Here is a 16,628-nt window from a genome sequence, read left to right on the forward strand (position 1 = left end):
CCACTTGTGGACCGGCGGCGCGGTGGGCGACATGATGCCCGCAACGAGCGCCGCCGACATCTCACCGGCATGGACGTCAGGCCGGTCGAGCACGCCCGTCGCCGTCATCTGCATGGCGCAGTCGCCGCCGTTTTGCGCCCGACAGAAGCCCGATCGCGGCGCGAAAGCGGCGGCCGCGATTGAGCGCCAGGTGGAGCACTACCCGCCCTCTGATCGAGCACCCCATCACCACCGGCCGGTCGAGCGCGAGCGCGTCGGCCACCGCCATCACCGTGCCGACATAGGCGTCGGGTGTCAGGAATAATCTTCATTCTGCCACCCTGCGGGCGGCGAAGACTTGCCGTGCCGCGGCAGGTCAAAGGCGACGATCCGGAAGCGTGACAGAACCGCCGGATCGTTGAGGATGGCGCGATACCGGCGGCTGCCGGTGTCTCGGTGCGGAGGCACAGGACCGGGACGCCCTCGCCCACCGCCTTGGCATACAGCCGGTGACGGCGGCCTTGCAGCTCCAGGTTCATGTAGCGGCCGACGATCAGCTCGAAGGCCGCGCTCACCGGTCCAGCTCCTTGCCCGCAAGCGCAGTGCCGACGTCGCGCAGCACCGGCATGTAGCGGTAGAGCGCAAGCTAGTCTCCCTCGATCCGCGCCCGCCCGGTTTTCGCCATCGCGCCGAAATGGTGGCTGCCCGGTGGCGGCACGGGCGTCCGGAACGCCGCCCAAGCTTCGCCGTCCATGCGGATGGACAAGGTGGGCGGAACCTCCGCCTCGACGACCGCGCCGCCCGCGAACGCAAGCCGCGCCTCATCCGCGCCGGCCGCGATCAGGAAGGCGAGGTCGGCATGACGGATGCGGCGACGCACCGGCGGAAGGCGTTGAGCGCCTCCAGCGCGTCAGCTACCTCCCTCTGCGCCATCAGTTCGACCCCGGCCGTGTGGGCTTACCGAGCAGCAGGTCGGCGATGATCCGCTGCTGGATTTCGGACGTGCCCTCGAAGATCTTGGTCAGCCGCGCATCGCGCCAATAGCGCTCGACCGGGTACAGCGTCGTGTACCCCGCGCCGCCGAAGATCTGGAGCGCTTCACTGGTCACCCGCTCCGCCATTTCCGAGGCGAACAGCTTCACCATCGAGATTTCGGCGCGCATCGCCTGGCCCGCATCAAGCCCGGCGCAGACATGATGCATGAGACTGCGCGCCGCTTCGATCTCGGTCGCCATCGTCGCCAGCTTGAACCGGATCGCCTGAAAATCGGCGATCGGCTGGCCGAACTGGACCCGCTCCTTGGCATAGGCGACGGCGTCCTCGAATGCGCCGCGCGCTAGACCGATCGAGCGGGCCGCGGTGTGCGCCCGTGCAACCCCCAGCCCAAACGCGGTATCGCGCACCGCCTCGCGCCCTTCGCTGTCAGCTGGACCCGCTTCGGCAGGCACGCGGACGCCGTCGAAATGAAGCTCCCACGTTTTCCAGCCAAAATAGCCGATCTTGGGAATGGGGCTGCCGCTGCACCCAGACGGCAGTTCGCCGCGCGGTTTCTCGACGGTGATGCCGATCGTCTGGGGACCATCGGCCGGACCGTCTTCGCGCCGGCAAAGGACGCTGATGAAGTCGGCGCCATCGGCGAAGGTGCACCAGTATTTATTGCCGGTGATTACCCACTCATCCCCGTCGCGACGCGCGCGGCAGGCGACGCTCGACAGATCGGAGCCAGTGCCTGGCTCGGACAGCGCAACCGCGCCCAAATAACGCCCGGCCGCCATCGCCTCGATTTTCGCCGCACGCGCGTCGGGGCCGCCACGGATCGCCCGGTAGAAGCCGTTGCCACGGGCAATCAGGCTGGCCACGCTCATCCAGCCGCGCGCCAGCTCCTCGGCGACCAGGCAATAGTCGGTCACGCCCAGACCGAGGCCGCCGAGGTCGGCCGGGATCAGGATGCCGAAGAAGCCCAGCTCGCCCATCTGCTCGATCAGCTCGCGCGGAATGTCGCCCTTTTCCGGGTCGAGCCGGTTCGCCAGCGGCAGGACAACGTCGCGGGTAAAGTCGCGAGCAACATCGCGCATCATCACCTGCTCGTCGGTCAGATCGACTCTCGTCATGGCGACACGGTTTAAGCCGCGATGGCTGGGTTGACGATAGGCGTGCTCCTGTCATCACATCTGCATTGCTACGTGCGATCGGATTGCCCGGCCTGCCGTTCTGGCGCAATCACGCGGGTAAGTCGCGGGAGAGGGTGAATGTCCGACGATATCAGGTAGCGCGCCCGGCCATGGCCGAAGGGGCGGCTGTTCGAGGATTTCGCGGTCGGCCAGCGCTTCGTCGACCACTGGGGCCGCACGATCACGCAAAGCGACGCCATACAGTTCGTGACGCTGACGCTTGCCTACAACCCGCTCTACACCAATCGCAACTATGCGGCGGCGCACGGCCACCCCGAAATCGTCGTGTCGCCGCACCTGTTGTTCAACGTCGTGCTTGGCCTGTCGGTCGAGACTCTGAGCAAGATCGGCGGGCCGTTTCTGGGCGTTTTCGAGCTGAAGAATGAGCGGCCGGTCTACCCCGGCATCACCGTCCGCGCCGTCAGCGAGACGATCGACGCGCGTCTTTCCGACAGCAACCCCGCCAACGGAATATTCACCTGGGCGACAACGGGAATCGACGCCGCCGGCGAGACGCTGGTCGGCTATCGCCGCTCGAACCTCGTGCAACGCCGCACGCGAAAGGCGGCCTGATGGGCGATCTCGCCGCACTGACCAGCAGCGACAATTATTTCGAGGATTTCCCGGTCGGCGACGCCTTTCGTCACGCGCGCGGCAAGACCGTGACCCCGCTCGAGAACGTTATGATCACCGACATGGTGATGAACACCGCGCAGGGCCATTTTAACGCGCACCTGATGGAGGCGACGCCATTCGGGGGAATCCTGTCCTATCGCGGGGTCAATTTCTCGATCGTGCTCGGCTTGTCGACGCAGGATTGCTGCGAGAACGCGCTCGCCGAACTCGGACTCGACAACATCAAGCTCACGGCGCCGGTCAGGCACGGCGACACGCTCTACGCCTATAGCGAGGTGCTCGCCCTTGCCGACGCGGACCAGCCCGACGCCGGGATCATCACCTTTCGCCACTATGGCTACAATCAGCGCGACAAGCTCGTCGCGCAGCTCGACCGCATCGCGTTGATCAAGCGACGCAGTCACTGGGCGGACCGGTGAGATTCGGCGCATTGTCCGACATTCGGGTCATCGACCTGACGCAGATGCTCGCCGGCCCTTATTCGACACTTAAGCTCGTCGATCACGGCGCGACGGTCATCAAGGTCGAAAGCCTCGAAGGCGACATGACCCGCGCCAACACCAGCCCCGACGCGCGCGAGCTGCCCGGCTATTTTCAGAGCATCGGCCGCAACAAGGAAAGCGTCGTCCTCGACCTGAAAAGCGCGGGCGGCCGTGCGGCATCCTGGCGCTGGTCGCGACCGCGGACGCTGTGGTCGAGAACTTTCGTGCCGGGGTGATGGAGCGGTTGGGGATCGGCCGAGAGGTGCTTCGCGCCGCCAACCCGCGCGTGGTTTACGGCGCGCTGCGCGGCTTCGGCGATCCGCGCACCGGCGCCACCCGTTATCAGCAATGGCCCGCGTTCGACGTCGTCGCGCAGGCGATGGGCGGGATCATGACGGTCACCGGCCCCGACGCCGCGACCCCGACCAAGATCAGCCCGGACATCGGCGACATCGTCCCTGGCATGATGCTCGGCTTCGGCGTGCTCGCGGCGATCCACCACGCGCAGCGTACCGGTGAAGGTCAGTTCGTCGATGTGGCGATGACGGACGCGCTGCTCGCGGTCTGCGAGCAGATGGTGTGGCAACATTCGCTCGGCGGCGCCGTGCCGGGACCGGAGGGCAACCACCACCCGTTCCTGTCCCCGTTCGGCATGTTCCCCGCCGCCGACGGCTTCGTCACGGTCGCGGCACAGGCGGACGAGTTCTTCCGTGTGCTATGCACTGCGCTCGACGCACCTGCGCTGGCGGCGGACCACCGGTTCACGACGACCAGACTGCGCTCAGTCAATCGCGTTGCTTTGATCGAGGTGCTGGGCGCCGTCACGCGCGGCTTCGCCAAGGTAGTGTCTCAGTTTCAAACTAGCCCATGAATCCAGCCGACCAACTTCATAATCAGGAACGTGCCGATGATGTAGACCGGGATGCCCACGCGATTGATGCGCTCCGCCTCGCCCGGAAGAGAGCGTCGCGCTCCGATGAAGGCGAAGAGTCCGATCGGGATCGCAAGCCAACCAGACCAACCCAGCCATCCGGCTATGGCAGTCAGCGCCAGCGCGATCATCGCCATAATTACCCCCGCTTCTTATACGGACCACGCTTAGCAGGTGCGGGAGCATCGGCGTCAATCCGCGCGATCACGTCCTCTAGCGACCAAAGCCGATCGGTCACGCCAGCGGCCATAGCAGGCGACATGCGCAGCGTCTTATGGATGCGGCAGAAATTGTAGAACACGAAGTAGAGCGACAGCGCGTGGACGTGATTGTCGAACTTCTTGGAGAAGGCGTTGGTGAGGCGTGTGAAGCGCCGCATGGACATACGCATGGTGAGGTTCTGGCGCTCGACATAGGACGTGCTGACGTGCGCAATGTCCGGGTTGCCCTCGCGCCGGATTTTCTTGATGCCCTTGCAATCGGCGGGGCTGTAGCGGCCCGGTGCGCTAGCCGTGGGGCCGTAAATCTTCACGAGCTGCGCATAGTCCACGTCGGCACCGAACGCGCCCTCAACGGCCTCTAGGTAGGCGCGGTGGCCGTCCGTGGTGAGCTGGACACGGTTGGCGAGGCGGGTGCGCAAATCGTCCATGATCGTCATGGCGCTCTCGCCCGACCTATCGCCGACGTAGTAGCTGACGATCAGCTTCGTGTCGGCGTCGATCGCGGTCCAGGTCCACACGTCGCCAGCGCCTTCCGGTGCGGCCTTCGCCTTCGCGACGTTCTTCTCCTTGGCATGGCAGAACGACCAAATCTCGTCGCACTGGATGCGGCTCGCCTTCACGTTGCGGACGGTCTCGTCATGTAGCGACAGGCAAGCCTCGCCCGCCTCGACCAGCAGCTTTGATACCGTGTTGATCGAAACGTCGGCAACGCGGCTGATCGACCGCATGGACGAACCCTCGCACAGCATGGCAAGGATTTGAGTGCGCTTTGCGAGAGAAAGCTTGTTCATACGCATTGTATATGAACTCTCTTGCTTAGCGTCAAGCATTATCCAAACAGATCCGCCATCGCACCCGGCTTGGTCGGCCTCGCCTCGGGGAAGGACTCGAAGAACCTTGTCTCTAACTGCTGCTTCGTCTTTGCCCCTTTTCCGATGCCCACGACCTGCCAGATCTGAGCCTTGATCGCAGGCATGCCAACATGCTCGTCCAGGAACTGCCACATCTTGTATCTGCGGCCGCCGTTGGCATAAACAACGGGGTTCTTCTCGTCAAGAAGCTCCAGTATTGCTCCATTTGAGTTCAACAATGGTTCATAGATATATTTGCGGATAAGCTTAGAGAAGAAGCGGGGGTGCCGGGAAGTGTCGGGATTTAGACGCTTTAGCCCGTATGTCTTATAAAAGATCTCAAACAGGTCTTCGGGAAACTCGCGCTCCATCCACTTTCTTGCCTCATCTCGGATACACTGCTGCCAGAGTTCCCGGTATTCCTCCCGCCGCTTATCAGCAATGAAGCCCGTAGCTTCATCAATCAGTGCAACAATTCCGACCTTAGCCGCGGCCCTGATTATGATCTCTGCTTGCTTCGCTAAGAACTTCTGATTGGGCAGGAGATCTGGTTCCGCGTCAATGAGTGCGTCACACAGGTCGATCAGAACCGTCGCCTCATACCCGTGCGCTGGATCCCCACTTAACGGACTGAAAACAATGTGTTTATCAAGCTGATCCCGCACTTTTTGAGGGATCTTGGATCCTAGCGTTTTGCCGCCCAACGTCTTCATTAGAGCGTTGCCGCCCTCCGACTTCAGGCCGAGCGCGCGGGCCATAGCTCGCTTGTGGATCAGTCGGCGCCCATCCTTGAGAACGTAGCAATCGACCTTTACGGCCCCGATCGGCAGCACTCCCTGAGATTCTGCTTCTGGAAGCTCGCCGCGCGTCTCAGGGAGACCCCACCGAGCCTGCGAAGCGCGCTTGGCGATCTCCGATCTGCGCTCGGCTGACAGCGACTCCGCGCGAGCGATGCCACCCTTTTTCTGATTCGACTCGTCCATCGCGGAACCTCCATGCTTGCTGGGGAGGCTCACTATCCTGCTTGCTTAGGCGAGGTCAAGCTTGCTTAGTAACAGACAGCGGCATGCTTGCTGTCATTTGGCCCATCGCTTCGCCGCTGCCGCCCTCGCGATCTCGGCCCGCCGCTCCGGCGTCATGCTCGCGGCGCGCTTCTGCCCGCCCTTCCGCCCCATCTCGGCAGCGGCGCTGGACAGGCTCTCGCGCTCGTCCTCGATCTCGCCAGTGGCGATCCTGCCGACCATCACTGCCAGGCCGATCGCGTCGGCAGGGCGCTTTTCTCCGTTGGGGCCTTTAGGCATTAGCTTTGGCTCCTAAAGGTAATCGGCACGCCTAGCTTCTTCGCATAGCCAACGGCTGCGTTTTCCAACTCAGTCACACGGGATGCTTGATAGCCCGAGGAAGCCCGCGCTAGGGGAATGTTGGCAATGATTGTGACGCCTACAGGGGCGAAACCCCCGCTCTTGTCTTTCTCAAAATCAATCCACGCCTTGTCGGCATACTTATGCGTAAACGGTGCCATGCCACCTCCATGCTTTGCGCTAAGCATAGCACGTCGGGGTTGCGGGCACGAGCCGGTTAGCGGCTAACTTGAAACTGAGACACTACCTTCGCCAAGACCGACTTGGTCGCGCGGCTGGGAGGCAGGATACCGTTCGGTCCGGTGATGGACATCGCCGAGATCGCGGCCGACCCGCATCTCATTGCGCGCGACATGATCGTTGCGGTCGACGAGCCAGGCTTCGCCGCGGTCCGCATCGCCGGCGTGCCGGTCAAGATGACCGCAACCCCCGGCGGCGTCCACGCGCGTGCGCCATTTCTCGGCGAACACACCCGCGCGCGGCTGATCGAGGCCGGATTGACCCATGCCAAAACTGACGCCTTGATCCCGCAACGCGCCGCCACCGAAAAAGCCATGCCATGACCCGCCCGCAACGTCCCGGTGGTCCCAGCTCTCGGTCCCGGGCAGCAGCGAGAAGATGCTCGCCAAGGCTGCCCAGTCGCGCGCCGACCATGTCTTCTGCGACCTTGAAGATGCGGTTGCCCCTTCTGCGAAGGTTGAGGCGCGGGCGAAGATCGTCCACGCGCTCACGACCCAAGACTGGACCGGCAAGACCCGCTGCGTCCGCATCAACGACGTCACCACCCAATGGTGTCACAACGACATCATCGAGGTGCTGATCGAGGAAGTCCAGGCGCTGCAGAACGTCGAGGCGATCGCCGCGTCGACCGACCGGCTGGAATGCCTGATCTTCGGCATGGGCGACTATTCGGCGTCGCAGGGCATGGACGTGAAGAGCATCGGCGCTGCCGACGGCTATCCCGGCGATATCTCTCATTATGCGCGCTTTCGCATCGCGATGGCGGCACGTTCGGCGGGGATCGACGCGATCGACGGCCCCTTTGCCAACTTCTCCAATGCCAACGCTTATCGCGAAAAGGCGAAGCGCGCCAAGGCGCTCGGCATGGTCGGCAAATGGGCGATCCATCCGTCGCCGATCGAACCGGCGATTGAGGTCTTCGGCCCGACCGCCGGTGAAGTTGCGAGGGCGCGGAAAATGGCCGTCGCCTATCGCGAGGCGGAGGCGCAGGGGCTGGGCGCGGTGCAGGTCGACGGCATCGACGACCTGCCGCGCGCTGCTATCGCTCAAGTCGGATGCCGAAGCGATGCGGTGGGCGCATCGCTGCAATGCCGAGGCCGATAGCCAGGACCTGCGCATCACCGCCGGCGATTTCAACGCGATCCTCGCCGATATCCGCAAGCGTGGCTTTGCCGAGACCGCGGCGATGTGACGCCCAGCTTTGGCGCATTCGCGGTCAGCGTCTCGCCACCGACCGGTATCATGTCGATCGCGGTCGGGGTGGGCGTGCCTATCGATATGATGGACGCCAAGCGCGATGCGATCGTTGCGGCGCTGCACGCCGTCAAATGTGCGTTCGAACACTGATCGCTAGGTTGCTGCCCGGACATGGAGCCGACGGATCGGCGCTTCTGCGCCGTCAGCCTCTGCACCGCGCTGTCGTAATCGCGCGGGCTCGATCCCCATCAATCTTCGCGGGCGACCTTGCGGCAGCCGCGCATCAGCGTCAGCGCCGCAATTTCGTCGACCACCTCGGCATATTTGGCCTGGAGGTCAAACAGATTGGCTTGGTGCGGCGCGGGCGCGCGGTCGCCGCAGGCGTCGCTGACCACAAATGGCACGAAGCCGTGCTGGAGGGCATCAAGCGCGCTAGCGCGGACGCAGCCAGAGGTCGAGAAGCCGGTGATGAGAAGCGTGTCGACACCCATCGCGACCAGCGTCGCCGCGAGCGACGTGCCGAAGAACGCCGAGGCGTATTGCTTGGTGACGAGCACCTCGTCGGCATCAGGACCGAAGCCGTCGGGGAAGTCGCCGAGCGAGTTGCCGGGTAGATATGCGCTGAGCGCCGGCACCTTGCGATAAAACAGACCGCCATCGGCGCCGTTCGCGGTGTAGCGCACGCGGGTGAAGACAACCGGCACGTCCGCGGCGCGGGCGGCATCGACCAGCCGGACGTTGACCGCCAGCGCATCTTCGACCCCGGCATAGAGCGGAGAGTCTTTGTCGAGATACGCTCGGCAGACATCGACCACCAGCAGCGCTGGCCGCTGACCAAAGGCCAGGGAGCCATTGAACCCTGCCTGAAGGTAGTTGTCGAGCAGATCAGTCATTCGGCGGCGATTGCGAGCGGTTCCTCGTTGCCGGCGCGGTGAGTGCGCCACACCGGCTGCTTGGGGGCGTCGAGCCCGGTGTCGTCGAGCGAGCGCTTGCGCAGGTCGTCGATCGAGGGGCCGTAGTCGAACGTCGGCAGCTTCCCCGGCCGGTCGCGTTTCAGCTGGTCGCGCAGCGTCGCGGTGGCGGCGGCGTCGACCGCGCCGTCGGTGCCGATCACCACGCCGTAGGCCCTGGCGCCGTCAGCGCTGACCAGCCCCTGCCCAACCTCCTTGGCGACCAGCGCGGGGTCGCGCGCCAGCGGGTCGCCCCAGCCGCCGCCGCCCCAGGTGATGAAGTCGAGCTCGTCGCCCGCGTGGACGTAGAGGTCTTCCTTCTTGTTGCCGACCACCTCGGAGGTGCCGTCGACGCGGCGGAGGATCTTCTTGGCGCGCGCGCCGGGCTGGCCGCCATTGACCCCCCAGGGCACGGTGAACCAGCGGTCGTCGTGGATCGCGATCTCGCCGTCCTCGAGGAACCGGTAGGTCATCAGGATGCCGTTGCCGCCGCGATGGAGGCCGGCGCCGCCGCTGTCGGCCACCGTCGTGTACTGCTCGATCCGCAGCGGGAAGTAGCGCTCCAGGAACTCGTTGGGGACGTTGGTGAAGTTGGGCCAGAGCGAGTGGCCATCGGGGCCGTCGCCGAGCGGCCGGCCGGGGATGCCGCCGAACCCGATCTGGAACAGCTGGAACCAGCGCCCGTCGCCGTCCTGCCCCGAATAGAACAGGTGAGGCGACGACGAGAACCCGGCGGCGTTGAGGAACTCGGGCGTCTTCTGGCCGAGCAGCCCGCCGAGGATGTCGAACAGCCGCCCGAGCGCATGCGTCCGCCCCGACAGCGCCGCCGGGAACTTCGGCTTGAGGAGCGACCCGTCGGGGATGCGGATGTCGATCAGGTCGTAATAACCGTCGTTGAACAGGATCTGCGGGTCGAACACCATGATCATGTAGATGCCGAAGAACATCCGCATCATGTTCTCGTTGAGGAGGAAGTTGATGCTCCCCTTCGACTGCGGGTCCGTGCCGGCGAAGTCGAGCACCACGCGGCCGTCCTGGCGCCACATCGTGCACTTGATCTTGTAAGGGCCATAGCCGAGGCCGTCGTCGCAGATATAGTCCTCGAAGCTGACCGGCTCCTCGCCGATCGCCTGGTCGATCAGCGCCGCCATCGCCCGGTGGTTGCGCGCCAAGAGGTCCTCGCACGCCGACACGAACACGTCGTCGCCGAACCGCTCGGCCATCTCGATCACCCGCCGCGCGGCGACGCGGCAGCTCGCGATCAGCGCGTTGAGGTCGGCGCTGCACCATTCCGGGCTGCGCGACTGGTGCATGATCAGCTTGATCAGGTCCTCGTTATACTCGCCCTTCTTCCAGATCTTGACCGGCGGGATGCGCACCCCTTCCTGGAAGATGCTGGTCGCGTCGATCGGCATCGACCCTGCGACCTTGCCGCCGATGTCCGACTGGTGCCCGAACATCGAGGTATAGGCGATGATCCGCCCGTCCTTATACACCGGCAGCAGCACCAGCCAGTCGTTGAGGTGGCTGATCGCGCCGCCGACCGAATAGGGGTCGGACAGGAAGATCATGTCGCCCTCCTCGACCGTGCCGTCGAAGTTGTCGAGGAACGGGCCGATATAGCTGCCGAACTGGCCGACGATCATCCGCCCCTTGTGGTCGGCGATCAGCGGGAAGGCGTCGCCCTGCTCGCGGATGCCCGGCGACATCGCGGTGCGCACCAGGGTCGCGTCCATCTCGATGCGCGCGTTCCTCAGCGCGTTCTCAATGATGTCGAGCGTGACCGGGTCGATCGAGACGGTCTCGAACGGGGTCTGGTTGGCCTGGATGATCGTCGCTGGCATGGGTCAGGCCTTCGCAGGGGTGATGAGGATGTTGCCGAACGCGTCGACGGTGCCGATGTGGTGGGTCTCGATCAGCGTGGTCGAGTCCATCTCGGTCACGATCGCCGGGCCCTGGATGACGTCCCCCGCCTCCAACTTGGCCCGGTCGTAGATCACGCCCGCCTGCTCGGCGCCGTCCATCCACAATTTGTGATCGCGCAGCTTGGCCTGCGCCGGGTCGCCGTCGCCCTGGGGCAGCTGGTGCGCGGGGAGTTCCAGCGCGCGCCCGGTCGCGACCGCGCGCAGGTTCACCAGCTCGTGCTCCGCCTTCATGTTGAAGGTGAACAGCCGGCGGTGCTCCTCGTCGAAGCGGGTCGTCAGCGCGTCGAGCCCGCCCGCGACCTCGTCGAGGGTCACCGCCATCGGCACCTCGAACGCCTGCCCCGAATAGCGCACGTCGACCTCGAACCCGGTCTCGATCTCGCCCTCGGCGACGCCGTCGGCGACCAGCTGCTCGCACACCTGCGCTTCCATCTCGCGGAGCGTCGCCGCCACCTCGTCGGCGCTGGTCTCGGACAGCCGCTTCGACAGCGACCGCGCGGTCTCGGTGCGCATCCGCGTCGTCGCGTCGCCGAGCGCGCACAGCACCCCGGGGCTGACCGGCGACACCGCCGGATAGCTGCCCATCAACCGCGCGACCGCGTTGACGTGGAGCGGCCCCGCGCCGCCGAACCCCATCAGCGCGAAGTCGCGCGGGTCGTAACCCTGCTGCACCGAGATCATGCGCAGCGCGCCGAACATGTTCTCGTTGACGATGTCGATGATCCCGCGCGCCGCCTCCATCAACCCGATGCCGAGCGCGTCGGCGATCGTCTGCACCGCGCGGGTCGACGCCTCGCGGTCGAGCTTGAACGCGCCGCCGAGCAGGTTCTCGGGGAGATAGCCCAGGACGACGTTGGCGTCGGTAACGGTCGGCAGCTCGCCGCCCTTGCCGTACGCCGCCGGCCCCGGCACCGCGCCGGCGCTTTGTGGGCCCACCCGCAGCGCCTTGGTCAGCTCGGGCACGTACGCGATCGAGCCGCCGCCCGCGCCGACCGTCTTCACGTCGAGCGAGGAGGCGCGCACCGACAGGTGCCCGACCTCGGTGGTGCGCACCCGGCGCGGCTCGCCATGCTCGATCAGCGCGACGTCGGTCGAGGTGCCGCCGACGTCCAGCGTCAGGATGTTGTCGAGCCCCGCGTTCTTGGCGACCCACAACGCCCCGGTGACGCCCCCCGCCGGCCCCGACATCAACAGCGAGACCGGATGCTCCTCCGACTTCTGCGACGACATCAGCCCGCCGTCGGACCTGAGCAGCGACAGCCGCCCGGTCATCTCGACCTTCTCCAGCTTCTCGCGCAGGTTGCGCACGTAGCGGCCCACCAGCGGCCGCACCGCCGCGTTGGCGACGGTGGTCAGGGTGCGCTCATACTCCTGCATCTCAGGGAGGACGACGTGGCTCATCGACAAGGGCACGCCGGGCAGCACCTCGGCGGCGATCCGCGCCACCCGCTCCTCGTGGTCGCCGTTGAGATAGGCGTTGATCAGGCTGATGGTCAGCGCCTCGATCCCCTGCCCCTTCAGATGCTCCAGTGCACTGCGGATGTCGGCGTCGTCGACCGGCCGCACCTCGCGCCCCCGCGCATCCATCCGCCCCTTGATCTCGACCGTGTCCTCCAGCCGCGCCAGCGGCTCGGGCTTGGGCCACACGATCCACCCCGCCAGCCCGCCCGGCACGAACGAGCGCGCGATCTGCATGATCTGGCGATAACCCTCGGTGGTCACCAGGCCGACGCGCGCCCCCTTCCCCTCCAGCACCGCGTTGGTCGCGACGGTGGTGCCGTGGAGGAAGTACGCGATCTCGCTTGGGCTCACGCCCGCCTCGCCGCACAGCGCCTCGACGCCGTTCAGAATGCCTTCCGACGAATCGTGCGGCGTCGAAGGCGTCTTGTGACGCCAGCAATCCCCGCTCCGCTCGTCGAACAGCAACAGATCCGTGAACGTGCCGCCGACATCGACGCCCAAACGATAACCCATGATTACTCCCTGATTGCGCCGACGAAGCTGATCGGCGGCAGCTGGCCCTTGAGGTAGACCGGCTCGCGGGTACCGCGGACGACGTTCTCCGCCTTGAACCCCGCCGCGATCAGCGCGTCGTCATAGTCGAGCGACTTGAAGCCCGCGGAAAAGGGTTCGTTGGCGTTGTCGCCGAACCAGCTCGTCAGCAGGTTCTCGAACGGATCGGAGGCGTAGCTCGCACCGCCGTCGTGGATCGTCACGCCGCCGGGCGCGAGCAGGCGGTGCGCTTCCTTGAAAAGTGCGCGGATCACCGGCTGCGGGCATTCGTGGGTCACGAGCATCGACACGACGATGTCGAAATGGCCGTCGGGAAAGTCGGTCGCGGTGGCGTCCTGCTGGCTGAAATGGATCGCCTGCCCCAGCGACTCCGCGCGGCCGTGCGCGTAGCGGACCTGTGGCCCTCCCACATCGATGCCGTACACCTCCGCGTCGGGATAGGCCTCCTTCCACGGGATCGTGGTGAAGCCCGGGCCGCAGCCCATGTCGAGGATGCGGCGGGGTTTCAGGTCAGGGAACCGCTCCTTGACAAAGGCAGCCTCCGCGACGCCGAGACCGTCGTTGCGCGGGCCGAGGCCGCCGAACGAGAAGACGTGGACGCCGCGATCGTACAGCGCGCCGGCATAAGTGTCGTCGGGCGACAATTCGGTGTGGAAATTGCCCGGCATGACGTGGATGTCGACCGCGTCGATGTAGCGCGGGATCGCCAAATCCGGGTCGGTGCGCAGCGTGCCGAGGTCATGGTCGGTCGGCTTGGCGCGCGCGTCGAGCATGTCGAGCTGACGCTCGACGCTCTCGCCGACGGTGTCCCACAACAGCTCCTGCGCAGCGCGGCCGACGACGTTGGCGCCGCGATAATAGAAGCTGTCCGTCATCAGCGTGCTCGCCTCGCGCACGGTCGCGGGCGCGCGGCCATGCTTGGCCTCAAATGCGGGCAGCTGGCGCTCGCGATAGACGGTGCGCATGCCGGGGAAGAGCTCGACCGTGAACATCTTGCGCAACGAAGAGACGAAGTCGTAGCGCGCCGCCTCGTCATGCGTCTCGCGGGGCAGCAGCGCGTGGCGTTCCTGGAACATGGTTGGTCTCCTCAGCGCAAGATTGTAAGGCCAGCCGCACCGGCCGCGGTGACGACGATCGCCTCATCCACGTCGGGCAAGCCGCCCGACACCCCGACCGCGCCGACCGTGACGCCGTCCTGCTGGACGACGCAGCCGCCGCCGAGCGGCACGAAGGCGCCGCCGGTCGCGGCGGTGATCGCGGCGACCGCACACGGATCAGCGAAGATTTTCGACAGGTGCAGCGAGGTGCGGTTGAACCCTAACGCAGTGCGCGCCTTACCGAGCGCGGTGTCGACGCCGAAGATGCCCTGCGCGTCGCTGCGCATCGCCAGGCGGATGTGGCCGCCGGGATCGGTGACGACCACCGACATCACCGTCACCCCGCGCTGCCCGCCCTCGGCGAACGCGGCGTGCGCGATCGTGGTGGCAGCGGCGAGCGACAGGGTCATACTACAACCGGCTTGGCGGGGCCGTCGGTCGCGGCGGCGTCGCGCTCTTCGGTGACGACGCGCAGCACGCGCTTCAGCATCGCCGCCCGGTTCGTCTCACGCTGGGCGTGACGCTCGGACGTCTGCTCATAGGCCTCGATCGCCGCCGTCGTCGTCGCGCCGCCCAGCGCCGCCACCGCCTCGTGCGTATCCAGCCGATCGCGCAGAGCGGAGACCTCGCTCATCAACGCCACCAGCATGATCATCACCTGATCGACGTCGCCCGGGCGGAGATAGTCCGGCCGGGACTGCCCGCGCGCGAAGCGGCGGCGGGGCTTGCGGGTCGGAGCGCCAAGGTCGTCCATGCCGCCGACGTGATGGTCCGCCGCCTGCCCCGCAATCGGCGCTCCCCGCCTAACCGTTATCCGGGGAGGGCATGACCCGTCGCCACGTAGCGGGATCATTGGCGTCGCCCCGGCCCGACCAGATCGCGCGTTCGGGATAGGGAAAGACCGGCCTGGTGAAGCGGATTTGATCCGCCGGTCGGGGCCAGACGGGCGCGACATACTGTACCCCCCGCCAGTCGAAATTATAGCCGGTCAGCATGTCGGGAGCGCGCCCGCGTTCGACCCAATCCTCCAGGGCAGTCAGAAAGTCGATGTTGTCGGCGCCATCCCCGTCCGACGAGCAATGACGCATTCCGGGCACGGCGTAGAACCGGAAGAACTCCCTGGTGCGCGCATAGCCGCCCATCGTCCGCGCCACGGTTTCGTAGAAATCGACCGTGCCCATCGGCACGACCGAGGTATCGCTCCATCCCTGAAAGCCGATGAACTTGCCGCCGGCCTTTTGGAACAGGCGGAAGTCGGGATTATCGGCGCGGTACAGTGCCTCGTTGATCTGCAGCCGCGCCGGGTCGCGATCGAAGTCGAGATCGTTGAGCGTCCAGGCAGGCCCCGGCCCCGGGTTGAAGCCGATGTACCGGAACACGTTGGCGATGAAGGCGCGATACTGCGCCTGGCGTGCCGGGCCATCGATATAGTCGCCGATCCAGTTGAGTTCCGAGCCCGGCATGACCCCGCCCTGAAACCCGATCGCGCGGCCGCGGCTGTCGTGCGGGCCCGCATACATGCGTCGCGCCGCCTCGGCCTGCTCGGCGGTCAGGCACACGCCGCGGCCCGGCTGGCCTGGCCGGCAGGCGACCGTGCGCGGATCGAACCGGCACAGCCGCGCGTCGCCAATGACCCCGTCGACGATGCCGTCGTTGCGATCGCATTGCGCCACCACCGCGCGGTGGAGCAGCTGCGCCTCCGGCACGCCCAGGATTTCGCTGCCGTCGGCGCGCAAATTGGCCTTGACCGTCCAGGCGATCTGTAGCGCCGAGCCCGTCTCGTTCAGCGGCGGCGATCCGCCGACGATCCCTGCGAAATCGGCCGGGTAGAACTCCGCCTCGTGATAGGCCTGGCGCCCGCCCGTCGAACAGCCCCAGTAATAGCTGAGCGTTGCCGGCCTGCCGTAAAAGGCCGCGACCACCGCTTTTCCGGCGAGGCTGGCGACATGGGTGGACCGAAAGCCGAAGTCGCCCTGCAACTGAATGTTGTTCCACGCCCAGCGCCAGTCGCCGACCCCGCCCTGATGCCCCATGTCGGAACCCAGGCATGCGTAGCCGCGCCGCAGCGGATCGTCGCACCAGAACAGCCGGGTCGTGCCGCATCCGCCGCCGCAACCCCCCTGGATATATTTACCGTTCCAGCCCGACATGGGCATGACGATCTTGAACCCGATCGTCGGGTTGATCACGCCATCGACTTGGCAGACCTCCCGCTGATCGGGACCGTAGCGGATAACGGCGGTCGCGGTGATCCCCATCGGCGCGTCCGGAACCGCGCTGAAGTCCGTTGCGGCAACACGCGCGCAGGCGGCGGCCGGCGAGCCTGGCGGCGTAGGGAGCTGGGCATGCGCCGCGCCGCCGCCCGCCACGACCAACAGCAGCGCCATCGCGATCGTCACCCATTTCATCATCTTGCCGGCTCCGCTGCCACGTATCTTGCCCAAGCTCCTGTCCGCCAATGTGGAGATGATCGCCGGCAACCGGCATTCGGATATCGAACCGCAGCAGGTTTGTGACGGTTACGCTTGGCCTACCATCGGCGGCGCGCGACAAGAGGACCTGGACTTGGCGACA

19 protein-coding genes and 2 pseudogenes are annotated in these 16,628 nt (G+C 66.0%); 7 read left to right on the top strand and 14 right to left on the bottom strand.

What is annotated here, in order from left to right; genetic code table 11:
- Positions 1 to 76 precede the first annotated feature (76 nt).
- The 3 genes from ACP2AD_RS10115 to ACP2AD_RS10125 form a co-directional block, all read right to left on the bottom strand.
- The gene (locus ACP2AD_RS10115; RefSeq protein WP_425229937.1) at positions 77 to 268 is read right to left on the bottom strand and encodes a hypothetical protein; all 192 of its coding nucleotides are present in this window, start codon (positions 266 to 268) and stop codon (positions 77 to 79) included.
- Positions 269 to 625: 357 nt separating this feature from the next.
- Entirely contained in the window at positions 626 to 859 is a 234-nt protein-coding gene (locus tag ACP2AD_RS10120) for a hypothetical protein (RefSeq protein ID WP_425229938.1), read from the bottom strand.
- Positions 860 to 911: 52 nt separating this feature from the next.
- Positions 912 to 2,090, bottom strand: a complete 1,179-nt coding sequence (locus ACP2AD_RS10125) for an acyl-CoA dehydrogenase family protein (RefSeq protein WP_425229939.1) — start codon at positions 2,088 to 2,090, stop codon at positions 912 to 914.
- Between the two features lie 186 nt (positions 2,091 to 2,276).
- Here ACP2AD_RS10125 and ACP2AD_RS10130 point away from each other — a divergent pair, with 186 nt between their 5' ends.
- From ACP2AD_RS10130 to ACP2AD_RS10140, 3 genes and pseudogenes are all read left to right on the top strand, one after another.
- Entirely contained in the window at positions 2,277 to 2,723 is a 447-nt protein-coding gene (locus ACP2AD_RS10130) for a MaoC family dehydratase (protein ID WP_425231148.1), read from the top strand.
- On the top strand, positions 2,630 to 3,205 hold the full coding sequence (locus ACP2AD_RS10135) for a MaoC family dehydratase (protein ID WP_425231149.1): 576 nt from the start codon (positions 2,630 to 2,632) through the stop codon (positions 3,203 to 3,205). The genes ACP2AD_RS10130 and ACP2AD_RS10135 overlap by 94 nt, the downstream gene beginning before the upstream one ends.
- Positions 3,206 to 3,249: 44 nt before the next feature.
- A pseudogene (locus ACP2AD_RS10140) lies at positions 3,250 to 4,139 on the top strand (CaiB/BaiF CoA transferase family protein).
- Here ACP2AD_RS10140 and ACP2AD_RS10145 read toward each other — a convergent pair.
- The 4 genes from ACP2AD_RS10145 to ACP2AD_RS10160 form a co-directional block, all read right to left on the bottom strand.
- The gene (locus tag ACP2AD_RS10145; RefSeq protein ID WP_425229940.1) at positions 4,124 to 4,336 is read right to left on the bottom strand and encodes a hypothetical protein; all 213 of its coding nucleotides are present in this window, start codon (positions 4,334 to 4,336) and stop codon (positions 4,124 to 4,126) included. The pseudogene ACP2AD_RS10140 and the gene ACP2AD_RS10145 overlap by 16 nt on opposite strands.
- Before the next feature lie 2 nt (positions 4,337 to 4,338).
- Positions 4,339 to 5,211, bottom strand: coding sequence for an IS1 family transposase (locus ACP2AD_RS10150; RefSeq protein WP_425231150.1), 873 nt, complete (start codon positions 5,209 to 5,211; stop codon positions 4,339 to 4,341).
- A gap of 38 nt (positions 5,212 to 5,249) precedes the next feature.
- Entirely contained in the window at positions 5,250 to 6,254 is a 1,005-nt protein-coding gene (locus tag ACP2AD_RS10155; protein WP_425229941.1) for a P63C domain-containing protein, read from the bottom strand.
- A 93-nt stretch (positions 6,255 to 6,347) separates the two neighbouring features.
- Positions 6,348 to 6,572, bottom strand: a complete 225-nt coding sequence (locus ACP2AD_RS10160) for a hypothetical protein (protein WP_425229942.1) — start codon at positions 6,570 to 6,572, stop codon at positions 6,348 to 6,350.
- Positions 6,573 to 6,895: 323 nt separating this feature from the next.
- On the opposite strand from ACP2AD_RS10160, the gene ACP2AD_RS10165 reads away from it, so the two are divergent.
- The 4 genes and pseudogenes from ACP2AD_RS10165 (at position 6,896) to ACP2AD_RS10180 (ending at position 8,219) form a co-directional block, all read left to right on the top strand.
- Positions 6,896 to 7,195: a CoA transferase gene (locus ACP2AD_RS10165; protein ID WP_425229943.1), complete on the top strand. Its 300-nt coding sequence runs from the start codon at positions 6,896 to 6,898 to the stop codon at positions 7,193 to 7,195.
- Between the two features lie 43 nt (positions 7,196 to 7,238).
- Positions 7,239 to 7,976 (top strand): annotated as a pseudogene (locus ACP2AD_RS10170) (HpcH/HpaI aldolase/citrate lyase family protein); the annotation flags it as partial.
- The gene (locus ACP2AD_RS10175; RefSeq protein WP_425229944.1) at positions 7,939 to 8,064 is read left to right on the top strand and encodes a hypothetical protein; all 126 of its coding nucleotides are present in this window, start codon (positions 7,939 to 7,941) and stop codon (positions 8,062 to 8,064) included. The pseudogene ACP2AD_RS10170 and the gene ACP2AD_RS10175, both read left to right, overlap by 38 nt.
- The gene (locus ACP2AD_RS10180) at positions 8,061 to 8,219 is read left to right on the top strand and encodes a hypothetical protein (RefSeq protein WP_425229945.1); all 159 of its coding nucleotides are present in this window, start codon (positions 8,061 to 8,063) and stop codon (positions 8,217 to 8,219) included. Before ACP2AD_RS10175 ends, ACP2AD_RS10180 begins: the two co-directional genes overlap by 4 nt.
- Before the next feature lie 98 nt (positions 8,220 to 8,317).
- On the opposite strand, the gene ACP2AD_RS10185 is transcribed toward ACP2AD_RS10180, so the two are convergent.
- Genes ACP2AD_RS10185 through ACP2AD_RS10215 form a run of 7 tightly spaced genes read right to left on the bottom strand, consistent with a single transcriptional unit; the run spans position 8,318 to position 16,498 of the window.
- Positions 8,318 to 8,962, bottom strand: coding sequence for an isochorismatase family protein (locus ACP2AD_RS10185; RefSeq protein WP_425229946.1), 645 nt, complete (start codon positions 8,960 to 8,962; stop codon positions 8,318 to 8,320).
- Positions 8,959 to 10,863 carry a hydantoinase B/oxoprolinase family protein gene (locus ACP2AD_RS10190; protein WP_425229947.1) on the bottom strand — a complete coding sequence of 635 codons (1,905 nt, stop codon included), beginning with the start codon at positions 10,861 to 10,863 and terminating at the stop codon, positions 8,959 to 8,961. Before ACP2AD_RS10190 ends, ACP2AD_RS10185 begins: the two co-directional genes overlap by 4 nt.
- 3 nt (positions 10,864 to 10,866) lie before the next feature.
- Complete coding sequence (locus ACP2AD_RS10195; RefSeq protein ID WP_425229948.1) at positions 10,867 to 12,918, bottom strand: hydantoinase/oxoprolinase family protein; 2,052 nt, start codon at positions 12,916 to 12,918, stop codon at positions 10,867 to 10,869.
- Positions 12,919 to 12,920: 2 nt separating this feature from the next.
- Positions 12,921 to 14,033, bottom strand: coding sequence for a class I SAM-dependent methyltransferase (locus tag ACP2AD_RS10200; protein ID WP_425229949.1), 1,113 nt, complete (start codon positions 14,031 to 14,033; stop codon positions 12,921 to 12,923).
- Between the two features lie 11 nt (positions 14,034 to 14,044).
- Complete coding sequence (locus tag ACP2AD_RS10205; RefSeq protein ID WP_425229950.1) at positions 14,045 to 14,464, bottom strand: GlcG/HbpS family heme-binding protein; 420 nt, start codon at positions 14,462 to 14,464, stop codon at positions 14,045 to 14,047.
- The gene (locus ACP2AD_RS10210; protein ID WP_425229951.1) at positions 14,461 to 14,808 is read right to left on the bottom strand and encodes a hypothetical protein; all 348 of its coding nucleotides are present in this window, start codon (positions 14,806 to 14,808) and stop codon (positions 14,461 to 14,463) included. Before ACP2AD_RS10210 ends, ACP2AD_RS10205 begins: the two co-directional genes overlap by 4 nt.
- Before the next feature lie 49 nt (positions 14,809 to 14,857).
- On the bottom strand, positions 14,858 to 16,498 hold the full coding sequence (locus ACP2AD_RS10215; RefSeq protein WP_425229952.1) for a tannase/feruloyl esterase family alpha/beta hydrolase: 1,641 nt from the start codon (positions 16,496 to 16,498) through the stop codon (positions 14,858 to 14,860).
- Positions 16,499 to 16,628 lie beyond the last annotated feature (130 nt).

It is taken from the genome of Sphingomonas sp., from assembly GCF_965248875.1.
Classification (GTDB): domain Bacteria; phylum Pseudomonadota; class Alphaproteobacteria; order Sphingomonadales; family Sphingomonadaceae; genus Sphingomonas.